General features: G+C 69.1%; 20 protein-coding genes. 8 read left to right on the top strand and 12 right to left on the bottom strand.

The window, feature by feature from the left end; translation table 11 throughout:
* Nucleotides 1-21: 21 nt before the first annotated feature.
* Nucleotides 22-474, bottom strand: coding sequence for a GNAT family N-acetyltransferase (locus STRBO_RS0139580; protein ID WP_005482932.1), 453 nt, complete (start codon nt 472-474; stop codon nt 22-24).
* Nucleotides 475-483: 9 nt separating this feature from the next.
* The gene (locus tag STRBO_RS0139575; protein WP_005482931.1) at nt 484-942 is read right to left on the bottom strand and encodes a MarR family winged helix-turn-helix transcriptional regulator; all 459 of its coding nucleotides are present in this window, start codon (nt 940-942) and stop codon (nt 484-486) included.
* Between the two features lie 141 nt (nt 943-1,083).
* Here STRBO_RS0139575 and STRBO_RS0139570 point away from each other — a divergent pair, with 141 nt between their 5' ends.
* The gene (locus STRBO_RS0139570) at nt 1,084-2,292 is read left to right on the top strand and encodes an MFS transporter (RefSeq protein WP_020115819.1); all 1,209 of its coding nucleotides are present in this window, start codon (nt 1,084-1,086) and stop codon (nt 2,290-2,292) included.
* 29 nt (nt 2,293-2,321) lie between these two features.
* Here STRBO_RS0139570 and STRBO_RS0139565 read toward each other — a convergent pair whose 3' ends face one another.
* Nucleotides 2,322-3,209 (bottom strand): GNAT family N-acetyltransferase, encoded by an 888-nt coding sequence (locus STRBO_RS0139565; protein WP_020115818.1) that lies wholly within the window; start codon nt 3,207-3,209, stop codon nt 2,322-2,324.
* Between the two features lie 635 nt (nt 3,210-3,844).
* On the opposite strand from STRBO_RS0139565, the gene STRBO_RS0139560 reads away from it, so the two are divergent.
* Entirely contained in the window at nt 3,845-5,323 is a 1,479-nt protein-coding gene (locus STRBO_RS0139560) for a globin domain-containing protein (protein WP_005482924.1), read from the top strand.
* A 42-nt stretch (nt 5,324-5,365) separates the two neighbouring features.
* Here the strand turns inward: STRBO_RS0139560 and STRBO_RS0139555 are convergent, their stop codons facing one another.
* The 5 genes from STRBO_RS0139555 to STRBO_RS0139535 form a co-directional block, all read right to left on the bottom strand.
* Nucleotides 5,366-5,848 carry an NUDIX domain-containing protein gene (locus tag STRBO_RS0139555; RefSeq protein WP_013002277.1) on the bottom strand — a complete coding sequence of 161 codons (483 nt, stop codon included), beginning with the start codon at nt 5,846-5,848 and terminating at the stop codon, nt 5,366-5,368.
* Nucleotides 5,849-5,970: 122 nt separating this feature from the next.
* The gene (locus STRBO_RS0139550; protein ID WP_005482921.1) at nt 5,971-6,876 is read right to left on the bottom strand and encodes a LysR family transcriptional regulator; all 906 of its coding nucleotides are present in this window, start codon (nt 6,874-6,876) and stop codon (nt 5,971-5,973) included.
* 184 nt (nt 6,877-7,060) lie between these two features.
* Nucleotides 7,061-8,206 (bottom strand): cystathionine gamma-lyase, encoded by a 1,146-nt coding sequence (locus tag STRBO_RS0139545; protein ID WP_005482919.1) that lies wholly within the window; start codon nt 8,204-8,206, stop codon nt 7,061-7,063.
* Nucleotides 8,203-8,697 (bottom strand): low molecular weight protein-tyrosine-phosphatase, encoded by a 495-nt coding sequence (locus tag STRBO_RS0139540; protein WP_020115816.1) that lies wholly within the window; start codon nt 8,695-8,697, stop codon nt 8,203-8,205. Before STRBO_RS0139540 ends, STRBO_RS0139545 begins: the two co-directional genes overlap by 4 nt.
* A gap of 8 nt (nt 8,698-8,705) precedes the next feature.
* A complete protein-coding gene (locus tag STRBO_RS0139535) occupies nt 8,706-9,083 on the bottom strand; it encodes a phage holin family protein (protein ID WP_005482915.1) in 378 nt (125 codons plus the stop codon).
* A gap of 57 nt (nt 9,084-9,140) precedes the next feature.
* On the opposite strand from STRBO_RS0139535, the gene STRBO_RS0139530 reads away from it, so the two are divergent.
* The 4 genes from STRBO_RS0139530 to STRBO_RS0139515 all read left to right on the top strand — a co-directional run bounded on the left by STRBO_RS0139530 (nt 9,141) and on the right by STRBO_RS0139515 (nt 11,852).
* A complete protein-coding gene (locus STRBO_RS0139530) occupies nt 9,141-9,458 on the top strand; it encodes a cupin domain-containing protein (RefSeq protein WP_028797115.1) in 318 nt (105 codons plus the stop codon).
* Between the two features lie 164 nt (nt 9,459-9,622).
* Nucleotides 9,623-9,835 (top strand): DUF5326 family protein, encoded by a 213-nt coding sequence (locus STRBO_RS0139525; RefSeq protein WP_005482913.1) that lies wholly within the window; start codon nt 9,623-9,625, stop codon nt 9,833-9,835.
* 767 nt (nt 9,836-10,602) lie between these two features.
* Nucleotides 10,603-11,316 carry an IclR family transcriptional regulator gene (locus tag STRBO_RS0139520; RefSeq protein ID WP_202500220.1) on the top strand — a complete coding sequence of 238 codons (714 nt, stop codon included), beginning with the start codon at nt 10,603-10,605 and terminating at the stop codon, nt 11,314-11,316.
* A 98-nt stretch (nt 11,317-11,414) separates the two neighbouring features.
* Nucleotides 11,415-11,852, top strand: coding sequence for an SsgA family sporulation/cell division regulator (locus tag STRBO_RS0139515; RefSeq protein WP_005482911.1), 438 nt, complete (start codon nt 11,415-11,417; stop codon nt 11,850-11,852).
* A 30-nt stretch (nt 11,853-11,882) separates the two neighbouring features.
* Here STRBO_RS0139515 and STRBO_RS0139510 read toward each other — a convergent pair whose 3' ends face one another.
* Nucleotides 11,883-13,361 carry a YibE/F family protein gene (locus tag STRBO_RS0139510; protein WP_005482910.1) on the bottom strand — a complete coding sequence of 493 codons (1,479 nt, stop codon included), beginning with the start codon at nt 13,359-13,361 and terminating at the stop codon, nt 11,883-11,885.
* Nucleotides 13,362-13,581: 220 nt separating this feature from the next.
* On the opposite strand from STRBO_RS0139510, the gene thiC reads away from it, so the two are divergent.
* Nucleotides 13,582-15,426: a phosphomethylpyrimidine synthase ThiC gene (gene thiC / locus STRBO_RS0139505; protein WP_005482909.1), complete on the top strand. Its 1,845-nt coding sequence runs from the start codon at nt 13,582-13,584 to the stop codon at nt 15,424-15,426.
* A 97-nt stretch (nt 15,427-15,523) separates the two neighbouring features.
* Nucleotides 15,524-16,957: a VWA domain-containing protein gene (locus STRBO_RS0139500; protein ID WP_005482908.1), complete on the top strand. Its 1,434-nt coding sequence runs from the start codon at nt 15,524-15,526 to the stop codon at nt 16,955-16,957.
* A gap of 63 nt (nt 16,958-17,020) precedes the next feature.
* Here the strand turns inward: STRBO_RS0139500 and STRBO_RS0139495 are convergent, their stop codons facing one another.
* The 3 genes from STRBO_RS0139495 to STRBO_RS0139485 form a co-directional block, all read right to left on the bottom strand.
* Nucleotides 17,021-17,896: a hypothetical protein gene (locus STRBO_RS0139495; RefSeq protein WP_005482907.1), complete on the bottom strand. Its 876-nt coding sequence runs from the start codon at nt 17,894-17,896 to the stop codon at nt 17,021-17,023.
* A gap of 183 nt (nt 17,897-18,079) precedes the next feature.
* Complete coding sequence (locus STRBO_RS0139490; protein ID WP_086016351.1) at nt 18,080-19,174, bottom strand: metallophosphoesterase family protein; 1,095 nt, start codon at nt 19,172-19,174, stop codon at nt 18,080-18,082.
* A 200-nt stretch (nt 19,175-19,374) separates the two neighbouring features.
* Nucleotides 19,375-20,487 (bottom strand): LacI family DNA-binding transcriptional regulator, encoded by a 1,113-nt coding sequence (locus STRBO_RS0139485; protein WP_078531534.1) that lies wholly within the window; start codon nt 20,485-20,487, stop codon nt 19,375-19,377.
* Nucleotides 20,488-20,614 lie beyond the last annotated feature (127 nt).

The following is a 20,614-nucleotide window of genomic DNA, read 5'->3' as shown; positions in this document are numbered from 1 at the left end:
GAACAGGAACAGAGGCGAGATTCAGAGCGGCATCTTGAAGCCCACGTGGGTGGCCTCGAAACCGAGCCGTTCGTAGAAGCGGTGGGCGTCGGCGCGCGTGACGTCGGACGTCAGCTGCACCAACTGGCAGCCCTGGCGCCGCGACGAGTCGACTGCCCACTCGATGAGTCGCGTACCGAGACCGCTGCCGCGCTCGTCGCCATGGACCCGCACCCCTTCGATGATCGAGCGGGTGGCACCGCGCCGGGACAGGCCGGGGATGATCGTCAGCTGGAGTGTCCCGACCACGCGGTGCTCGCGGACTGCGACCACCACATGCTGATGGGGGTCGCCGTTGAGGCGCTTCAGTGCGGCGATGTACGGGGTGAGGTCGTCGGGCGATTCGCGCCGGGCGCCCAAAGGGTCGTCGGCCAGCATCGCGACGATCTCCGGTATGTCGTCCTCGGTCGCCGGGCGGATGTCGAGATCTCCCATGGGACCACCCTAGGCGGACACGTTCGGTGACTCCACGACGCGGACCAGAGGGGCCAGTTCAGGGTTCTCGGCCGCCTCGTCCAGGGCCTCGCGCAGGGCGGCGTCATTGGTGGGACGTGCCTCGGCGAGGAGCCGCAAGCCCGCCTCGGAGACGTCCGTGTAGATGCCCCGGCGGTCGGTCGGACACAGATAGCGCGCGAGCAGACCACGGTCCTCGAGCCGGGTGACCAGCCGGGTCGTGGCGCTCTGGCTGAGCACGACCGCGTCGGCGACCTGCTTCATCTGCAGGTGCCCGCCCTCGCCGTCGTGCTGGCGGCTCAACACGTCGAGCAGGGAGTACTCCCGCACGCTCAGGCCGTGCCCGGACTGCAGTGCGCGCTCGATGCGGGCCTCGATCCGCCCGTGCAACAGGGAGAGAGCGCACCAGCCCTGAGCGAGGGCGGTGAGTGCGGGATCCGTCGCCGTCATCGGTGTTCCTCCGTCCTGAAGCTGCTCGCCCCCAGGGTAGGCCACTCACGCAATTGCCCGCACCTGCCGATAGTGCGCGTATGCAAGTATTGTGTACGCTCGATAAGCGCCCCTGCAATCTTCTGGAAGGTGTATGTCCTCATGCCCCTCGCGCTTCTGGCACTGGCGATCGGCGCCTTCGGCATCGGCACGACGGAGTTTGTGATCATGGGAGTGCTGCCCGAGATCGCGGGCGACTTCGGGGTCTCCATCCCCACCGCCGGCCTCCTCGTGACCGGCTACGCACTCGGCGTCGTGTTCGGAGCGCCGGTCATGACCGCTCTGGGGACGAGGGTGTCCCGCAAGCGGATGCTCATGCTGTTGATGGGGTTGTTCATCGCGGGCAACCTGCTCTCCGCGCTCGCTCCCGCCTTCTCTGTCATGCTGCTTGGCCGCGTGATCGCCTCACTGGCGCACGGTGCCTTCTTCGGCATCGGCTCGGTGGTCGCGGCCGAACTCGTCGCCCCGGACCGGAAGGCCGGTGCCCTCGCGATGATGTTCAGCGGGTTGACCGTCGCGAACGTGGTCGGAGTGCCGCTGGGCACCCTCATCGGGCAGTCCGTCGGTTGGCGGGTCACTTTCGCCGGGGTCGCCGCGCTGGGAGTCGTCGGCCTGCTGGGCGTCGCCCGGCTGGTCCCCGACCTTCCCAAGCCGCAGGACGTCCGCCTCCGCGACGAACTGGCCGCCTTCAGGAACGTCCAGGTACTGCTGGCCATGGCGATGACGGTGCTGGGCTTCGGCGGCGTCTTCGCGGCCATCACCTACATCGCCCCGATGATGACGCACGTCGCCGGCTTCGCCGACTCCTCCGTCACCTGGCTTCTCGTCCTCTTCGGTCTGGGCATGGTCGGCGGCAACCTCGTGGGCGGCAAGTACGCCGACCGCGCGCTGATGCCCATGCTTTACGTCTCACTGGGCGCTCTCGCGGTCGTTCTCGCACTGTTCTCCGTCACCGCCCACGACAAGATCGCCGCTGCGGTGACCATCACGCTGGTCGGTGCTCTGGGTTTCGCGACCGTGCCGCCGCTCCAGAAGCGGGTTCTCGACCAGGCGCATGGCGCCCCCACGCTGGCCTCGGCCGTGAACATCGGCGCCTTCAACCTCGGCAACGCGCTCTCCGCCTGGCTTGGCGGACTCGTCATCGACGCCGGTCTCGGCTACACGGCGCCCAGCTGGGTCGGTGCCGTCCTCGCCGGGAGTGCTCTCGTGCTCGCGCTCATCGCATCGTTGCTGGAGCGTGGGGGCGCGGCCGCCGACACCGTCGTCGAGGGCTCTGGAGCGGCCGCACGGCGGACACCCGTGCATCACTGACCGCTGACGAGCCCGCTGGGTTCGGTGGCTCAGCCCGCTGCCACGGTCAGCGGGGCGTAGCGCCGGGTCCAGTCACCCGGCAGCTCGGAGAGCCCGTACGTCATCACCGAGTTGAAGGCGATCGATGCCAGGCCCCGTTCCTTCGCCCACGCCAGCAGTTCGTCGTGACGTACGTCGATGTCGGTGCGCAAAGGTCGCTCGGTGTGGGCGGCCAGGGACGTGATGAGCGCCTTTGCCGTCCGAGTGTCACGGGCGATCAACGGGCCGACGACATGATCGTCCATGTTGGGCCAGGCAGCCGCGTATCCGATGATCCTGTCGTTCTCCACGGCCACACGCAGCTGATCGGCGAACGCGGGAAGCCGGGTCAGGATGTGCGTGCGGTCTGTGCCGAAGACTTCTGCGTCGAGCCTGAGGATCGTGGTCAGGTCCTCGGCCGTGGCCGGGCGCGTACGGACCGAGACGTCGGGCGCCCCAGGTGTGAAGTGTCCGCGGATCATCTCGGCCTGCCCGGTGACCTTGAAGCCCAGCTCCTCGTAGAGCGGACGTCCGTACGGGGTCGCGTGCAGGGTCAGCGGAGTGGTGCCCATCTCTGTGACCACATGACGCATCAGACAGCGGCCGATGCCCTGGCGGGCATACCGTTCGGCGACCAGAACCATGCCGATCGCACTCAGTTCAGGGCTGCCGACGGGGCCGTACTCGGTCACCACGCAGGCGGTGACAAGCCCGCCGTCGGGAGCATCGACGCCGTAGCCGGTGCCGGCCGCAAGGAGGAGCCCCCACTTGTGCTCCTCCCGGGGCCAACCCCGGTCCTCGGACAGGTCGGAGCAGGCGGTGCGGTCGCGAGGCGTCAGGCGGCGGATGGGCAGAGCTGCGGGGGAAAGTGTCGACACGCGGGTCAGGCTGTCCGACATGAGCCCTTGGCGTCCACCGGTTTGCGGTCAGACACACACCTGTTTGGCCATTTCGCGCCCAACCACACAGTGGGCGGACCGATGTTTCACGTGAAACACCGGTCTCCGGGCCTGGGAGGACCGGCTCGCCGCGGCTGCGAAACATTTGGGACATGAGAACCGGGACTGAGGCCGGACACCCACTCGTGCGCGAGTCGGATCTGTGGGATATCTATGAATTGATGTGCCCTGGCCCAGCAATTGAAGGAATCACTGATTCGCCCCCATGGAATTCGCGGTACGGGATGGGGGGACTTGTGTGTGGCGGCCCTGCCGGTAGGGTCGAGTCCGGTTCGTGTCCGAAGTGAGATGCAGCCGTCTCATGACAGGGGTGCGAACGCAGCTCAATGCAGCCTAACCGGACAGGGGATCGGAGACCCGCGTTTGCCGTTACGAGGTGGGGGCGTTCGTGCGCCGTGGAACGCTGCGGTGAGAGCTGCGGCTCACGTCACACTCTCGCCTACTTGACCGTACGGATCGGGAATCCGGACTGACTGTGGCCGCATTGGCCGACGGGGAACGAACGGGGAAAGCAAGGCCGTCCGCGGGGGAAAGCGTGCGACTTCCGAGTGGGGGCGTACTAGATCGACCGAAAGATGTTCGAGGCGAGGCAGACCATGGACGCTCCGACCACCACGTCGGCCGGCAACGGCACTTCGGGGGGCAGTGACGGAGGCGGCTGGTTCACACCACGTACGTCTCCGCCGTCCCCCGGCGAAGACCTGGAGCCCGAGGGTTACCGCCTCGCCGGCCTGCGGCCCGTGGGTCGTTCCCTGGAGCCGCCGAGCAGTGTGGAGCAGGCCCGGGAAGGCGTGGCACGGGAGCGAATACAGAGCTCCGCCGACCTTCCGCCAGGCGTCCCGCCGTATTCCCCGCCTGCCCGGGCCGCGCAGCCCGCAGAGGAGCACGGTTCCGAGCACTCCGTCGCCCACGTGCCCAACCAGTCAGGCGGCCCCACGGCCTCCCCCGACGCCGTTCTCATCCAGCGGACCATGGCCGAGGTCGGACCCGTCGCCGACAAGGTCACCTCGTACTTCTACGCGCTGCTCTTCGTCCAGCACCCTGAGCTGCGCTCGATGTTCCCTCCGGCGATGGACGCCCAGCGCGACCGCCTGCTCAAGGCTCTCCTGACCGCTGCCGAACACATCGACAACACCCCGGTCCTCGTCGACTACCTGCAGAATCTCGGTCGCGGTCATCGCAAGTACGGCACGCAGGCCGATCATTACCCGGCCGTCGGCGAGTGCCTGATCGGCGCTCTGAGCCGGTATGCCAAGGCGAGCTGGAACGACGAGACCGAGGCAGCCTGGGTTCGGGTGTACACGACCATCTCCCAGGTGATGATCGACGCGGCGGCGGCGGACGAACTGCGGTCGCCGCCCTGGTGGCTGGCTGAGGTCGTCTCGCACGATCCGAGGACCGCGGACATCGCGGTCCTCACGGTCCGTCCGAACCAGCCATATCCCTTCCTCGCCGGGCAGTACACGAGCCTGGAGACTCCCTGGTGGCCGCGGATCTGGCGGCACTACTCGTTCGCCTCGGCGCCCCGCTCGGACGGGCTGTTGACGTTCCATGTGAAGGCGATCTCCGCGGGCTGGGTCTCCAACGCGCTCGTGCATCGCGCCCGGCCGGGCGACGTTCTGCGGCTGGGGCCGCCGGCCGGCACGATGACGGTCGACCACACCACCGACAGCGGGCTGCTCTGCCTGGGCGGCGGCACCGGTATCGCACCTATCAAAGCCATGGTGGAGGACGTCGCCGAGCACGGACGGAACCGCCCGGTGGAGGTCTTCTACGGCGCCCGCACCGGTCAGGACCTCTACGATCTCGACACCCTGCTGCGGCTGCAGCAGACCAACTCTTGGCTCGAGGTGCGCCCGGTCGTGGACCGGCACGGACTGCTTCAACTGCCGGACGCGATACGGGACCACGGGCCCTGGAACGGATATGACGCCTATCTCTCCGGCCCGCCCGGCATGATCCGCAGCGGTGTCGACGCGTTGAAGGACGCCGGCATCCCCGCGGACCGCATACGGCACGACTCGGTCGAGGAACTGGTGGCGGCCGGAGACTGACCGGCGGGGGCCCCAGGCCGAGCGCTCCGGCGGCCGGCGACGTCAGCCCAGGTCCGGCGCGTGCATCGCCCGCACGCCCTCGATGTTCCCGTCCAGATAGTGCCGCAGGGACAGCGGGACGAGGTGCACGGAAGCGATGCCGACCCGAGTGAAGGGGATGCGTACGATCTCGTACTCGCCCAGCGGCTCGTCCATCTCGGGACCGTGCCGCTTGGAGGGGTCCATGGACTCCAGGCGGCAGACGAAGAAGTGCTGGACCTTCACACCGGTGGCGCCGCCGTCCTCCCCGATGTGTTCGACGGTGTCCACGAAACAGGGCACCACATCGGTGATCTTCGCGCCGAGTTCCTCGTGCACTTCGCGGTGGAGCGCGTCGACGACGGTGGTGTCCTCCGGCTCGACACCGCCGCCCGGCGTGAGCCAGTAGGGGTCCATGCCCGGTTTGGTCCGCTTGATCAGGATCAGGTCGTCGCCGTCGAGCAGAACGGCACGGGCAGTGCGCTTGACCACGGGTCGTACGGTCATGGGAGAAATGTGGCCCTCCATGTTCCACGTGAAACATCGCTGTAGGTGAAGAGTGGCTTCCTGGCGGCGCAGGGCGGGCTCGCTGCCCGCGCTCGCATCCGTCGAGTGGCTGCAACGCGGCCTCAGGACCAGCTCGCGGCGGCCCTCATCAGCCATTCATGCGCCCGCGCGATGTGCGGCAAGGCCAGCGTTCCGGTCCGGACCACGAGGAAGTAGGTCCGTAGCGGCGGCACCGCGGGCTCCAGGAGCGTGACCACGTCACCGCGGTCCAGAGCGGTGGCGCACAGATAGCGCGGCAGCACGGCAAGTCCGGCGCCGGAGACGGCACAGGCCAGGACCGCCCGCAGGTCCGGGACGACGACGGTGCCGGAAGCCGTGGGCCGGGCGTCGAAGACCGACGCCCAGTATCGGGTGACGAAGGGCATTGACTCGTGTACCTCGACGACGGGAAGCCCCTCCAGCAGGTGTGCTCCCTTGCGGCACGGCCTCTCGGGCCCGATCTCGTCCGCCCAGCGCGGGGCGGCGATCAGAACGTGCTCCTCGTCGCAGAGAGGGGTCGCGCTGAGCAGGGGGCCGCGGGCCTGGGCGGTGGTGATGGCCAGGTCGTGGTGGCCGGCGGCGAGACCCTCCAGCGTCTTGTCGGAGTTGCCGAAGGAGACCCGCAGCGCGAAGCCCTGGCCGTCGTCCCCGGTCAGCTCGGTGAGGGCAGGCAGAGCCCGCTCGGCGGTGAACTCCAGTGGGCCGGCGAGATGGAGGGTTCGTAAGGAGGAGTCGTCGTCGAGGCCGGTCTCGGCGATCTCCACCAGCGCGTCGAGATGCGGGGCCGCCTTGTGGGCCAGCTCGTCGCCAATGGTCGTCGGCGTCACTCCGCGTGCCTGGCGAAGGAAGAGGGGGCGGCCCAGCTGACGCTCCAGGGTGCGTATCTGCGAGGTTACGGCCGGCTGCGAGAGGCCGAGCAGGGCGGCGGCACGGGTGAAGGAGCCGGCCCGGTGCACGGTCACGAAGGTCCGCAGTAAGGCCAGATCCATGGTCGTTCCTCCCCTCGCTGCCCGGAGCGCCCAACCATAAATAAGTCGATAGGCCCCTGTCGCTACTGTGATTGGACACTGACGCAGAGTCAATTAGCCTTGTTCGCGCGGTTCGCGCGCGGAACCGGGGGCGGTCCGAGCCACGAGGGGGGAGGCTCGGACCGCCCGTTGTGCGTGCGGAGTACTAGCCGGTCGCAACCGACAGCGCACGCAGCACGTCCGCCACGAGATCGGCCGTGTCCTCCGCACCGGCCGAGAAGCGGATGAAACCCTCCGGCACAGCGTCGCCGCCCCAACGGCCGCGCCGCTCCGCGGTGGAACGGACTCCTCCGAAACTCGTGGCGTCGTCCACCAGACTAAGCGCGTCGAGAAAACGGTCGGCACGCGCGCGCGTGGGCAAGGTGAACGACACCACGCACCCGTAGCGCCTCATCTGCCGCGAGGCGATCTTGTGCGCGGGGTCGTCGGGCAGCCCCGGGTAACGCAACCCGGTCACCTCGGGCCGCCCCTTGAGGGCCTCGGCCACGGCGAGGGCGTTGGCGCTCTGCCGGTCGGCGCGCAGCTGGAGCGTGGCGAGCGAGCGATGCGCCAGCCAGGCCTCCATCGGGCCCGGGATCGCGCCGACGATCTTGCGCCAGCGCCGCACCGAGGCCATCAGTGCGGCGTCCCGCCCGACGACGTACCCGAGAAGGACGTCCCCGTGTCCGGTCAGCTGCTTGGTACCGCTGGCCACAGCGAAGTCGGCGCCCAGTTCGAGGGGCCGCTGCCCGAGCGGGGTAGCCAGGGTGTTGTCGACGGCCACGAGACAGCCACGCGCGTGCGCCGCCTCGGTGAGCCGCCGCACGTCGCACACGTCCAGCCCCGGGTTCGACGGGGTCTCGATCCACAGCAGCCTGGCGCCGTCGAGGACGTCGAGCTGGGCGTCGCCGCCCGTCGGCGCGCTGCGCACCTCGATGCCGTACGACCGCAGCTGCTCACCTGCCAGCGGCAGCACGTTGTAACCGTCGTCCGGCAGGACCAGGACGTCACCGGAACGCAGCTGGGAGAAGAGGACGGCCGAGATGGCGGCCATGCCGGAGGCGAACGTGAGCGTCTCGGCGTCGTCCTGTCCCGGTGCCTCCAGTTCGCCGATGGCGCGTTCCAGGAGGGTCCAGGTGGGATTCTGGTCGCGCCCGTAGGCGTACGGGCCGGTGGGCTCGCCCGGCAGGTGGTAGTGGGCGGCGAAGACCGGCCCGGGGAGGGTCGGCTCGTGCTTGACGGGCTCGGGCAGCCCGGCCCGTACCGCGCGGGTGCCGTCCCCGGGTTCCACGGCGGGGTTCTGCGTGCTCATGCGGCCCGTCCCTCCACCTTCTCGCGTACGGCGGCCAGCAGGCCGGGGCTCGCCGCCTCCACCAGTTCGAGGCACTCCTCGAAACCGTCCAGGCCTCCGTAGTAGGGGTCCGGGACGTCGAGATCATCTCCGTCGGCGGCGGGGTCGTAGGAACGCAGCAGCCGGATCTTGTCCGCGTCCGCCGCGGTCGGCGCGAGGCGGCGCAGTGCCTTGAGGTGGCTCTCGTCGAGGGCGATGACGAGGTCGAGGCGGGAGAACCAGGAGACCTGGAACTGGCGGGCGGTGTGGACGCCGGAGTATCCGTTCGCCTTCAGGACGGAGACGGTGCGCGGATCGGCGCCGTCGCCCTCGTGCCAACCGCCGGTGCCCGCGCTGTCGGCCTCGACCAGGTTCTCCAGCGCGGCCTCCTCCAGCCGGGCACGGAAGACGGACTCGGCCATCGGGGAGCGGCAGATGTTGCCGGTACAGACGAAGCAGACTCGATAGGTCATGCCGGACCTCAGTCCCCGTCGGGCAGGACGAGGGAGAGCGCCCACGAGACGATCGAGATGATCAGGCCGCCGAGGACGGCGGTCCAGAAGCCCTCCACATGGAAGCTCAGGTCGACGACGTCGGCCAGCCACGAGGTGAGCATGAGCATCAGGGCGTTCACGACCAGCGTGAACAGGCCGAGCGTGAGTATGAACAGCGGGAGGGTCAACAGCTTCACGAGCGGCTTGACCACGGCGTTCACCAGGCCGAACACGAGCGCGACCAGCAGCAGGGTGCCGACCTCCTTGCCCGTGCTGTCACCGGTCAGCGTGATCTTGTCGAGCAGCCAGACGGCGACCGCCAGGGCGCCCGCGTTGGCGATCGTCTTGACTAGGAAATTCATCATGTGTCTGATCGTGGCAGAAGCGATCGGTACGAGCACCGGGCAGGGGCGACTAAGTCGATGAAGGCATTCCGGTTGGACGAGCTGGAGGCGGAGCGCGCCGCCAATGACGGTGCCTATCTGCAGTTCCTGCGCGAACGGAACATGTCGGTCGGCCTATACGCGCTCGATGCCGGCGAGCTCGATCCGCAGAAGCCGCACGGTCAGGACGAGGTGTATCTCGTGGTGAGCGGCCGGGCATCGATCACGGTCGGCTTGGAGACCACCCAGGTCGCGCGCGGCAGTGTCGTGTACGTGCCTGCCGGGGTCGCCCACAAGTTCCACCACATCACCGAGGACTTGAGGGTCGTGGTGGTGTTCTCTCCGCCGGAGGGCTGACATCCGCTTCGGTGTTCCCTAGGGGGACGATCAGGGATGGACAAGGGGTACGAGGCCCCCGGACGGCCCCCGCGTGGCCCTAGCATCGACGGCAGGACAGCAAAAGGCCCGGAATGAGTGCCCCGGTGGCGGGGCGACGGGTGGAGACACGAGGAGCAAGGGCGATGCGGGAGATCTTCGCGGGGATGCCGTGGTGGGTGAAGTGGGTCGCGGTGCCGGTCATCGCCCTGTTGGTGTTCGGAGGGCTGATAGTCAGCGTCGTCCAGGTAGTGGTGGGCCTGCTCTTCAAGGTGCTGGTCTTCGTGGCGCTGGTCGGTGGACTGGTCTACGTCGTCAAGAAGTTCACGGCGGGATCCTCCTCGCGCGGCGACTGGTGAGGCGTCAGCGTCGCGTCACAGGTGAGGCGTGAGTGGGTGAACCCCGGTCAGGGCGCGGCGGTAACAGGAACGTGAGGTTCCCTCGCCAGGGGGAAGTTTCCCGGCGGGGCCGTCTACAGGCGGTGACGGGCGGCTAGAGTCCGGGAACTCGTCGCGGGCTCGACCCCCGCGGGCGGCGCATCTCCCTCCCGTGTCCCTCGCACGGGCGGCCCTCCTCGCGCTTCGGGAGTGACCCCTTGGCCACGGCTGACACCGCACCCGCAGAACCCCTCGCCTCTTCCGGCCGACCGCTCTCCCGGTCGGCACAGAGCGCGGTTCCGCCCACACAGCCGGGCCCTCGATCGACACCGGTGGCCGCCGCCGAGCACGCGCGCGTCCGGGAGGCGGAGGCTCATGTCCCGCAGTCCCCGCCGCGTACGACGCCGTCGACGACCCCGGCTCCCCCCGTTCAGCCACGCACCTCGCCGGGCGAGGAGAAGGTGCGCTGCCCCGAACCTCCGCTGGCGCAGGCACAGGAACGGACGAGGCCGCGGACGCAGCCACCCGCGCCGACGGCCCGCACGCAGGCGCAGCCCCCTCCGCCGTCGCCCCGCGCGCAGGCACAGCCACTGGCGCCACCGACCAAGCCCCGGCCGCAGACGGGGCCCGTACGCCCAGGGTCCCCGCTCGGACACGGTCCGGGACGGGGGGCGCGTATCCCGTCCCCTGCGTCGCCCACCGCGAGCGAGGCGAACTCCGGGACCCTGATCGGCTCGGTGCAGCGGGCGATGCGACTGCTGGAAGCCGTCGCCGAGCGAGAACACGGAGCGCCCGCGAAGCAGTTGGCGCGGGATGCCGGGCTAGCGCTGCCCACGGCCTACCACCTGCTGCGCACCCTGGTCCATGAGGGCTATCTCCGCCGGGAGAAGGGGCTGTTCTTCCTGGGTGAGGCGGCCGAGCGGCTGAGCAGCAGCGGAGCGCAGCAGAAACGTCGCAGCACGGTGGGTGAGGCCCTGGCGCACTGGCGGGACACCCTCGGCGTGCCGGTGTACTTCGCGATCTACCGGGACGGCGAGATCGAGGTCAAGTGCGTCGCGGACAGCCCCAACACCCCGGCGGTCGAGGAGTGGGCCGACTTCCGGGAGACCGGTCACGCGCACGCCATCGGGCAGTGTCTGCTGTCCCAGCTGAGCGACGAGGACCGCCGCGACCACCTGGAGCGCTATCCGGTGCAGTCGCTGACCCCCTACACGGTCCGTGACGACGAGACGCTGCTAAGGCGCCTCGGGCGGATGGGGAGGATGGAACCGGTCGTGGAGCGGCAGGAGTACGCCCTGGGGACGGTCTGCGCCGCTCTTCCCATCACGGCGGGGTCGACCGCCGGCACTCTCGCCATCTCGCTGCCCTCGCACCAGGCGGACCGACTGCTGCCCCTCGCCCGTCAGTTGCAGACCGAGATCGGGAAGCTGCTAGGGACACTCGCGATCTCTATCAGCATCTGAAAAATCACTCCTTGTGATCTCTCGTGTACTTTCAGCAAACTTCCAGAGGTGTCAGGCGGATGATTCCTGGCCAATCGACGAACACGGCGGGGTAGGCGATGCGCGAGTCGGTACAGGCAGAGGTCATGATGAGCTTTCTCGTCTCGGAGGAGCTCTCCTTCCGCATCCCGGTGGAGCTCCGTTATGAGACCTGCGATCCCTATGCCGTGCGGCTGACCTTCCACCTGCCCGGCGATGCCCCGGTGACCTGGGCCTTCGGACGGGAGCTGCTCATCGACGGCGTCGGGCGGCCGTGCGGCGACGGGGACGTGCACATCGCCCCCGCCGATCCGGAGACGTTCGGGGAGGTCCTGATCCGGCTTCAGGTGGGCACCGACCAGGCGATGTTCCGGGTCGGCACGGCGCCGCTGGTGGCCTTCCTCGACCGTACGGACAAGCTTGTGCCGCTGGGGCAGGAGCGCTCCCTCGCCGACTTCGACACGCTGCTCGACGAGGCTCTGGACCGCATCCTGGCGGAGGAGCAGAGCGCGGGATGAACCGTTACGGCCCCGAGGTGCCGTAACGCTTCAGCGCTTGCGGCGGCGGCCTCGTCCCCCGCGCGCCGGCGCGGGCACGGCGGCCGCTTCGGGGGCACCCGGGCGGTCGGCCGAGACGACCAGGGCGGCCAGCATGGTGGTCACCGGTACCGAGGCCACCAGGCCGATCGACCCGACCAGCGTGCGCACGATCTCCTCGGCGACGAGTTCGCTGTTGGCGACCGTGCCGACACTGCTCTGCGCGATCGAGAAGAGCAGCAGCAGGGGCAGCGCGGCACCGGCGTAGGCGAGGACGAGGGTGTTGACGACCGACGCGATGTGGTCCCTGCCGATGCGGATGCCCGCCCGGTACAACCCTCGCCAGCCCATTGCCGGATTGGCCTCGTGCAGTTCCCAGACCGCCGACGTCTGGGTCACCGTCACGTCGTCGAGCACACCGAGCGAGCCGATGATGACCCCCGCGAGCAGCAGACCGCTCATGTCGATCGTCGGGTACAGCCCGTGGATCAGCCCCGTGTTGTCGTCGGTGTTGCCGGTCAGATAGGCCCAGCCGATGAAACCCGAACCCAGCAGGCCGATCAGCAGCAGTGAGATCAGGGTGCCGATCACCGCCACGGATGTCCGGGCCGAGAGCCCGTGGCACATGTAGAGGGCGATCAGCATGATGGCGCTGGCGCCGATGACCGCCACGACCAGCGGGTTCGAGCCCTGCAGGATGGCCGGCAGAATGAAGAGGGTCAGCACCATGAAGCTGATGGCCAGCGCCACCAGGGCCATGACCCCGCGCATCCGGCCCACCACCACGACGGCGAGTGCGAAGATCCCGGCGAGCAGGGCCATCGGGAGCTTCCGGTTCACATCGGTGACCGAGTACTGCAGGTCCTTGGGCGCGGCGGGCTCGTACGCGACCACGACCTCCTGGCCCTGCTCCAACTGCCGTGACTGGTCCGGCTGAACGATCTCCGTGAACGTACGGCCCTTGTCGTCGCCCGTGTCGACGCGGACTGTGGCCTTCTTGCAGGTGCCGTTGGCCTGCTGCTGGGCGGACGATCCCTCGGCGGTGGAGGTGTCACCGGTCGGGGTGTCGCCCGAGGCGTTCACCGACGAGCAGTCGACCTCCTCGACCCTGGTGACGGTGGCCTGCTGTGTCTGCCGGTCGAAGCCCACGCCGGTGCGCTCGTGCGAGGGGGCGCCGCCCGGCCAGAGCACGACGAGGCCCACGACGACCGCGGTCGCGAAGGGGATCAGCACCGCCGCGATGACCTTGCGCAGATGCTGCGAGACGGGAGCGGCGGGACCGTGGCTGTGGGAGTGTCCGTGGCCGCCGCCGCCGCCGGAGGACGGGCCGTGGCCATGTCCGTCACCGGGACCGTGGCCGCCGCCGGAGCTGTGGCCGCCCCCGGAGCCGTAGCCGTGGCCGCCGTCGGATCCATGCCCATGACCGTTTCCGGGGCCATGGCCGTGGGGCGGCTCGGGGGGCGGAGGCGGGGGCTGCTGCGTCGTGGTCACCGACCGATCATCGCAAGAACGAGCGAGGCCCACTGTTCACCGCGCCACATCTGCCGCTAGCGTGGAGGCACCTTTGCACACGCGGGAGCTCGGAGCACCGGGCTGAGAGGGCGCTGACCTCCGCAGACGCGATGTTTCACGTGGAACATCGTCGGGCGGAAATCGCTGCGTCGACCGCTGAACCTGTTACCGGGTAATGCCGGCGTAGGGAGTAGGTCTCATGACCATCGAGGACACACGCACGCCTGCCTCCAGCCAGCCGGACGGGGCATCCGTCTCGTCCGAGGGCGGACACAACGAGGGTGAACAGCCACTGGAGTCCGGGAAGTCCATCGGCTGGCACAAGGCGTACATCGAGGGCTCGCGCCCCGATCTGCGGGTGCCGGTCCGCCAGGTGCACCTGACCAACGGACAATCCGTCACCCTGTACGACACCTCCGGCCCGTACACCGATCCGACAGCGGAGACCGACGTCCGGCGAGGACTGCTTCCCCTTCGCGAGAACTGGATCATCGGCCGAGGAGACACCGAGGAGTACGCGGGCCGGCCCGTGCGCCCCGAGGACGACGGGATCAAGCACACCTCGCCGCGTGGCGGACTGCGCAACCTCGACGCGGTGTTCCCGGGGCGGCCACGCCAGCCGCGCCGTAGCCGTGACGGCCGGGCGGTGACCCAGCTCGCGTACGCGCGGCGCGGCGAGATCACCCCCGAGATGGAGTACGTGGCCATACGGGAGAACGTCTCGCCCGAGGTCGTACGTGAGGAGATCGCCGCAGGCAGGGCCGTACTGCCAGCGAACATCAATCACCCCGAGATCGAGCCGATGATCATCGGCAAGCGATTCCTGGTGAAGGTCAACGCCAACATCGGCAACTCCGCGGTCACCTCCTCCATCGAGGAGGAGGTCGAGAAGATGACCTGGGCGACCCGCTGGGGAGCCGACACGGTCATGGACCTGTCCACGGGCCGGAACATCCACACCACCCGCGAGTGGGTGCTGCGCAACTCCCCCGTTCCCATCGGTACCGTGCCGCTCTACCAGGCGCTGGAGAAGGTCGACGGCCGAGCCGAGGAGCTGACCTGGGACATCTACAAGGACACGGTCATCGAGCAGGCTGAACAGGGCGTGGACTACATGACCGTCCACGCGGGCGTGCGACTGGCGTACGTACCGCTCACCGCGAACCGCAAGACCGGCATCGTCTCCCGCGGCGGCTCGATCATGGCGGCCTGGTGCCTGGCGCACCACAAGGAGTCGTTCCTCTACGAGAACTTCCCGGAGCTGTGCGAGATCCTCGCCGCCTACGACGTCACGTACTCCCTCGGTGATGGCCTTCGCCCGGGATCCATCGCGGATGCCAACGACGAGGCCCAGTTCGCGGAGTTGCGCACGCTGGGGGAACTGAACTCCATCGCCAAGAGTTTTCACGTACAGACGATGATCGAGGGCCCGGGACATGTCCCGATGCACAAGATCAAGGAGAACATCGACCTGCAGCAGGAGATCTGCGATGAGGCTCCGTTCTATACGCTCGGCCCGCTGACCACGGACGTCGCCCCTGCGTACGACCACATCACCTCGGGCATCGGTGCCGCGATGATCGCGTGGTGGGGCACCGCGATGCTCTGCTACGTGACACCCAAGGAGCACCTGGGTCTGCCCAACCGCGACGACGTGAAGACCGGCGTCATCACCTACAAGATCGCGGCTCATGCGGCGGACCTGGCCAAGGGGCACCCGGGTGCACAGGCGTGGGACGACGCGTTGTCGGACGCCCGCTTCGAGTTCCGCTGGGAGGACCAGTTCAACCTGGCCCTCGATCCCGACACGGCTCGTGAGTTCCACGACGAGACGCTGCCGGCGGAGCCGGCCAAGACGGCCCACTTCTGCTCCATGTGCGGGCCGAAGTTCTGCTCGATGAAGATCAGTCACAGCATCACCGAGCGGTTCGGCGGTGCGGCGGCAGAGGGGGCGTCCCAGAAGGAGATCGCCGAGGGGATGCTGCAGAAGTCGAAGGAGTTCGCGCAGAGCGGGAACCGGGTGTATCTGCCGCTGGCGGAGTGAGACCCGGGGTGCGATGCCCCGGCGCGGCGGGGCATCGCACGCCTCGCGGACCGCAGAAGGTCTGCCCTCCCGCGCTCTCGGCGGGCAGACTTCCCCCATGACAGCGAGAGCACTGAGCAAGGGTGCCAACCTTCCCGTCGACGCCCCTTCGGTACGCGTCGAACTGACGTGGCCCGAAGGGCCCGGCGTACCCGATGTCGATGCCTCGGCGTTGCTGCTCACCGGTGTGGGACGCGTTCGGGACGACGGTGACTTCGTCTTCTACAACCAGCCTCGGCACGCGTCGAGCGCTGTGGCACACCGGGGTAAACAGAGCGCCGGCGGTGTCCTGACCGACACGGTCGAGGTGGACCTGCAAGCGCTCGAACCCGCTGTCGAACGAGTTCTGCTGTGCGCCTCGGCCGACGGCGGAACGTTCGGACAGGTGCCCGGACTGACCTTGCGGCTGTGGGACGCCGGGAGACGGACCGAGATCGCACGGTTTCCCATGGAGGCGGCGACGGAGACCGCGTTCATCGGTGGCGAGCTGTATCTACGGGCGGGGCAGTGGAAGTTCCGCGCGGTCGGTCAGGGATACGCCTCCGGCCTCGCCGGGCTGGCCTCCGATTTCGGCATCACCGTCGACGACGCGCCCTCGGACCCGCCCGTGTCCTCGCCGCCTCCCGCGCCACCTGTCCCCGCCGCGGCACCAGCTGTTGCGTCCCCCGCGCCACCTGCCCCGGCCACGGCACCACACGTCCCGGCCGCGGCACCGGTGGGCCCGAGTCTCAGCAAGGACGAGGAACGGTTGCCCGTCGACATGCGCAAGCGACTGTCGCTGCGTAAGGAGCAAGTGGCCGTCAGCCTCAGGAAGCATGGTGCGGCGGGAGTCACCGCCCGCGTCATCCTGGTTCTGGACGCCTCCGGATCCATGTCGTTCCTCTACTCCAAGGGCGTCGTCGCCGATGTCGTCGAGCGCATGGCTGCGGTTGCCGCGCAGCTGGACGACGACGGTGAGATGCAGGCCTGGACCTTCGCTTCGAACGCGGCGCGGCTGCCTGACCTGCGCATCGGGGAACTCCCCGCATGGCTGCGACTGCATGTGCGCGTCGGACAGATGAGCCTCTTCCGACGTGGCAAGAAGCCGGCCAGAGGACTGCAGACAGGCCAGATCGACATGCGGACGATCGGCATCCAGAACGAGGAACAGAAGGCGATCGCCCAGGTACGCACCTACGTCCGGGAGAATCCCGCCGGTGCCCCCACCTTGGTGCTGTTCTTCTCCGACGGGGGTGTCTACCGGGACGCTTTGATCGAGCGCGAGCTGCGGGATGCTGTCGAGGAGCCGATCTTCTGGCAGTTCGTGGGGCTGGGACGGGCCGACTACGGAGTGCTGGAGCGCTTCGACGCGCTGCCCGGCCGTCGCGTCGACAATGTCGGATTCTTCGCCGTGGACGACATCGGTACCGTCCCCGACCAGGAGCTGTACGACCGGCTCCTGTCCGAATTCCCGACCTGGGTGACCGATGCCGGCCGGGCGGGCATCATCTGAGCGTTCGGTGTCGAGCCATGGGCACCGGCGCCGGCCGGTGTCCGGGACGGCGGCCGGGCGGTCCTACTCGGGCTGGTGTTCCGGCCCGCCGAAGTCCGGGCTGGAGAAGTCCGGGCTGCTGTAGCTGGGGCGGGAGCGTGAGCTGCCGCTGTCCGGGCTGCTGCTGAAGCTCGGGCGGTTGTAGCCGAGGTGCGGCATGCGGCTGGGCGGGGCCGGTCGGTCCGGCTCGTTCAGCAGTGCCGGGCTCGGGTTGGCGAGGGCGTCGCGGAGAAACGGCAGGATGCCGCGCTCCAGCAGCGTCTCGCGCCAGGCTTCCCGGGCCCGGGTCACCTCCTCGTTCAACTCGCTGCGGGCCCCGCCGTCCAGGAGGGCGGTGGCGTTGTTGCGCAGGGCGGTGAGCAGGAGGCCGACGGCGGCCACCAGGATCGCCGCCGCGGTGACCGCGCCGAAGACCCACCCCGTGGTGAGCAGGGTCTCGGCGATCGCCCGTTCGGGGTCGAGCGCCTTCATGACGTATCCCACGAGCAGGAAGAGCACCGCGGCGGTTCCGGCGAGGACGGGGGCGAGCACCGCGGCGATGGCACCGGCGCCCGCGCCGACGGCCTCGGTGACCTCGCCCACGGTGGCCGCGAGGCCTACGGCGGTGCCGTCCGGTTCGCCGGTGCCGGACGCCGTCCCCTCATGGGCGGGCGTCGCCACCGACGGGCTGCGGAATTCGTCGCGGACCTTCACGTAGTACTGGTATTCGGTCGCCGCGGCGGCCGTGATGATGGCCGTGGCGTTGAGCGCCATCGTGCGCAGCTGTTCGGTGTTGAGCCGCTGGAGGCCGGCGGCGAATTCCGGGCGGTGTGGTGCGGAGCGCAGCACCTCGCCGAGGATCCGCTCGAACTCCTGGCGGTCCTCACTGAGCAGGTGCTGCGGAACGCTGTTCATGTGCATCCCCCGATGCTCCGTAGGGCTTGTGGCTCGGCATGCTGACGAGCCGTCGGGCAGAAACGGAGGGGAGCCTGCTACGGATAAGCCGATGGTAGAGCGGTGACGGCGGGCGGTGACAGGGGGTTTGAAGAAATTGGCCCCCGGCCGGCGAAGTCCGCTGCCGTCCCACGCCTGCCCGCCGACGGCTCAGGTACGCAAGGGGAGTTCCTGGACCAGCAGCTTTCCGGCCATGGTCACGCCACCGTCCATGGCGACGGCCAGACCGCCCGCATAGGTGTACGGTCCGTCGACCGAGGGGCCCGTGCCGTCCTCGCCGTCCTCCGAGCCGACCTCGCCCAGGAGGTACGGAATGGGACTGTGTCCGTGCACGATGCGGGTGCCGCCGTAGGTCTCCAGGAGCGAGCGCACGGCCTCGGCGCCGCCCTCGTCACGGAAGGAGAAGCGCCGGGTGAACTTGCGGAAGAGGTCCCAGACCTCATCCGGGTCGTTGCGCGTGATCGTCTCGCGGACGGTGTCGTTGACGGCCTCGATGGAGTCGCCGTAGTCGCGGTAGGCGGTGGTGTCGGAGTGCACCAGGAGGTGGCCGTCGACCTCCTCCATGGCGTCCAGGCGGGCCATCCACTGGAGGTGGTGATCCTGGAGGCGGTCCATGTCGGTCTTCTGGCCGCCGTTGAGAAGCCAGGCGGCCTGGAAGGTGGCGGTGCCCGCGCCGGAGTTGACGGGGGTGTCGCCGAACCGCTTGGCGCCGAGCAGCAGCAGCTCGTGGTTGCCCATGAGGGCCTTGCAGTAGCCGCCGGCGGCGGCCGCCTCGGCGGACAGGCGCATCACGAGGTCGATGACGCCGATGCCGTCCGGGCCCCGGTCGGTGAAGTCACCGAGGAACCAGAGCCGGGCGGTGCCCGCCGACCAGTTGCCCGCGTCGTCGACGAGCCCCTTCTCGTGGAGCGCCGCTAGGAGCTCGTCGAGATAGCCGTGGACGTCTCCGACGACGAAGAGGGGGCCCGGCCGGGCGGAGGGCTGCTCCGCCACCGCGTCCTCCGGGTCGATCACGACCTGCAGCGTGTCACCCCGGTTGATCACCGGCAGGTCGCGCTGGGTCGGGGTGTACCCCTCCGGGTAGCCCTCGGGTTCCTCGGCGGGCCTGGAGGCCTCACCGGCTTCTGTGGTCTGTCCGTACGGACCGGCCTCGTGGACGTACGCGGGCACACGGAAATCGCGCACCGTCGGCGTCCGCACCTCGGGTCCCTGACCGGCCCCCTGCGTCATCGACCCCTCCACCACCATCGCCCGCATCTGCACCGCATCGGACTGCCTGGTCGCAGCGGCCCGCCGGTGTGTGCGCCCATCATAGGAATGCGGATCGCGCCATGTGATGACCCAGGGGTGGTGAAATGGCGCAGGGCCCCAGTTCACCGCGGTTTTCTCCCGAATTGGGCGGGGCTCTCCCCGCCCAATTCCCGTTCGGATCCTCAGTTCGGGCGTCAACCCTCTTCGGGTGACCGCGGCGGACTGACCGTCGTACGCGGCGGACGCCGCTCGGAGGAGGTCCGAACGATCAGTTCCGTCGGTATCACCTGCTCGACCGGTTGGTCGGATTCGACCCCTTCGATGGCGTCGATGAGGAGCTGGACCACGGCGGTGCCGATCCTGCGCGGCCTGAGCGAGAGCGTGGTGATCGGGGGCTCGGTTGTCGCGTACACGGTGGACTCGCTGCAGCAGACGAGCAGCAGGTCCTCGGGGACGCGCAGACCGTACCGCCGGGCGGCGGCCAGCAGATCGGTGCCGTTCGGGTCGAAGAGGCCGTAGACCGCGTCCGGGCGGTCCGGGCGGGCCAGCAGCCGATCGGCGGCGACGGCCCCCGCGCACGGATCGTGCGCCGGATAGGCCTCGTACACCGGATCCTGGCCCACACGCTCGCACCAGCGCAGGTATGCGGTGGTGGAGAGATGGGTGTACGTGTCCGTCGTCGTGCCGGTGAGGAGTCCGATCCGGCGGGCACCCGAGTCGGCCAGGTGGTCGAGGATGCCGAGGACGGCGGCCTCGTGGTCGTTGTCGACCCAGGCGGTCACCGGCAGGGTGCCGGCCGGACGGCCGTCGGAGACGACCGGTAAGCCCTGGCGGACCAGTTCGCTGACCACCGGGTCGTGGTCGGAGGGGTCGATGACCACCGTGCCGTCCAGGGCGACGTTCGACCACACGTCGTGCCGCGAGGTCGCGGGGAGGATGACCAGGGCGTAGCCCCGGGCCAGCGCGGCCGATGTGGCGGCCCGCGCCATTTCCGCGAAGTACGCGAACTCGGTGAAGGTGAAAGGTTCATCCCCGTACGTGGTCACCGTCAGGCCGATGAGGCCGGACTTGCCGGTTCTGAGGGTTCGGGCCGCCGCCGAGGGGCGGTAGCCAAGTCGGTCGGCGACCTCGCGTACATGGCGTCGGGTGGCGTCCGGGAGCCGGCCCTTGCCGTTGAGGGCGTCGGAAACGGTCGTGATGGAGACTCCGGCGGCGGCGGCCACGTCCCGGATGCCCGCCCGGCCTGACCGGCTGCCTCGGCGGGGAGTTTCCGCGCGGCTCACCTGGTGCTTCCCTGCTGCTGTCATGGCGAGCCGATAGTAGGGCTCTTGCGGTGGGGTAGTGCGGACGCATATGCACTCGTTGACAGGCACGTTTCTGCATGGTCATAGGGGGTCAAATTCCTTGCATTGCAAGGGAGTTGCACGTTCAGAC

Origin of the sequence: Streptomyces bottropensis ATCC 25435 (genome assembly GCF_000383595.1) — a bacterium.
In the GTDB taxonomy this organism is placed as follows: Bacteria; Actinomycetota; Actinomycetes; order Streptomycetales; family Streptomycetaceae; genus Streptomyces; species Streptomyces bottropensis.
Note: the sequence above shows the minus strand (reverse complement) of the source record. Positions and strands in the feature narration are given on the sequence as shown.

What these genes read in the sequence shown, in the direction of transcription:
- STRBO_RS0139545 (WP_005482919.1), bottom strand. Translation starts at nt 8,206, where the DNA reads ATGAGCACGCAGAACCCCGCCGTGGAACCCGGGGACGGCACCCGCGCG.
- STRBO_RS0139555 (WP_013002277.1), bottom strand. Translation starts at nt 5,848, where the DNA reads ATGACCGTACGACCCGTGGTCAAGCGCACTGCCCGTGCCGTTCTGCTC.
- STRBO_RS0139495 (WP_005482907.1), bottom strand. Translation starts at nt 17,896, where the DNA reads ATGCACATGAACAGCGTTCCGCAGCACCTGCTCAGTGAGGACCGCCAG.
- STRBO_RS0139500 (WP_005482908.1), top strand. Translation starts at nt 15,524, where the DNA reads ATGACAGCGAGAGCACTGAGCAAGGGTGCCAACCTTCCCGTCGACGCC.
- STRBO_RS0139550 (WP_005482921.1), bottom strand. Translation starts at nt 6,876, where the DNA reads ATGGATCTGGCCTTACTGCGGACCTTCGTGACCGTGCACCGGGCCGGC.
- STRBO_RS0139535 (WP_005482915.1), bottom strand. Translation starts at nt 9,083, where the DNA reads ATGATGAATTTCCTAGTCAAGACGATCGCCAACGCGGGCGCCCTGGCG.
- thiC (WP_005482909.1), top strand. Translation starts at nt 13,582, where the DNA reads ATGACCATCGAGGACACACGCACGCCTGCCTCCAGCCAGCCGGACGGG.
- STRBO_RS0139515 (WP_005482911.1), top strand. Translation starts at nt 11,415, where the DNA reads ATGCGCGAGTCGGTACAGGCAGAGGTCATGATGAGCTTTCTCGTCTCG.
- STRBO_RS0139565 (WP_020115818.1), bottom strand. Translation starts at nt 3,209, where the DNA reads ATGTCGGACAGCCTGACCCGCGTGTCGACACTTTCCCCCGCAGCTCTG.
- STRBO_RS0139540 (WP_020115816.1), bottom strand. Translation starts at nt 8,697, where the DNA reads ATGACCTATCGAGTCTGCTTCGTCTGTACCGGCAACATCTGCCGCTCC.
- STRBO_RS0139560 (WP_005482924.1), top strand. Translation starts at nt 3,845, where the DNA reads ATGTTCGAGGCGAGGCAGACCATGGACGCTCCGACCACCACGTCGGCC.
- STRBO_RS0139570 (WP_020115819.1), top strand. Translation starts at nt 1,084, where the DNA reads ATGCCCCTCGCGCTTCTGGCACTGGCGATCGGCGCCTTCGGCATCGGC.
- STRBO_RS0139530 (WP_028797115.1), top strand. Translation starts at nt 9,141, where the DNA reads ATGAAGGCATTCCGGTTGGACGAGCTGGAGGCGGAGCGCGCCGCCAAT.
- STRBO_RS0139485 (WP_078531534.1), bottom strand. Translation starts at nt 20,487, where the DNA reads ATGACAGCAGCAGGGAAGCACCAGGTGAGCCGCGCGGAAACTCCCCGC.
- STRBO_RS0139525 (WP_005482913.1), top strand. Translation starts at nt 9,623, where the DNA reads ATGCGGGAGATCTTCGCGGGGATGCCGTGGTGGGTGAAGTGGGTCGCG.
- STRBO_RS0139520 (WP_202500220.1), top strand. Translation starts at nt 10,603, where the DNA reads ATGCGACTGCTGGAAGCCGTCGCCGAGCGAGAACACGGAGCGCCCGCG.
- STRBO_RS0139575 (WP_005482931.1), bottom strand. Translation starts at nt 942, where the DNA reads ATGACGGCGACGGATCCCGCACTCACCGCCCTCGCTCAGGGCTGGTGC.
- STRBO_RS0139580 (WP_005482932.1), bottom strand. Translation starts at nt 474, where the DNA reads ATGGGAGATCTCGACATCCGCCCGGCGACCGAGGACGACATACCGGAG.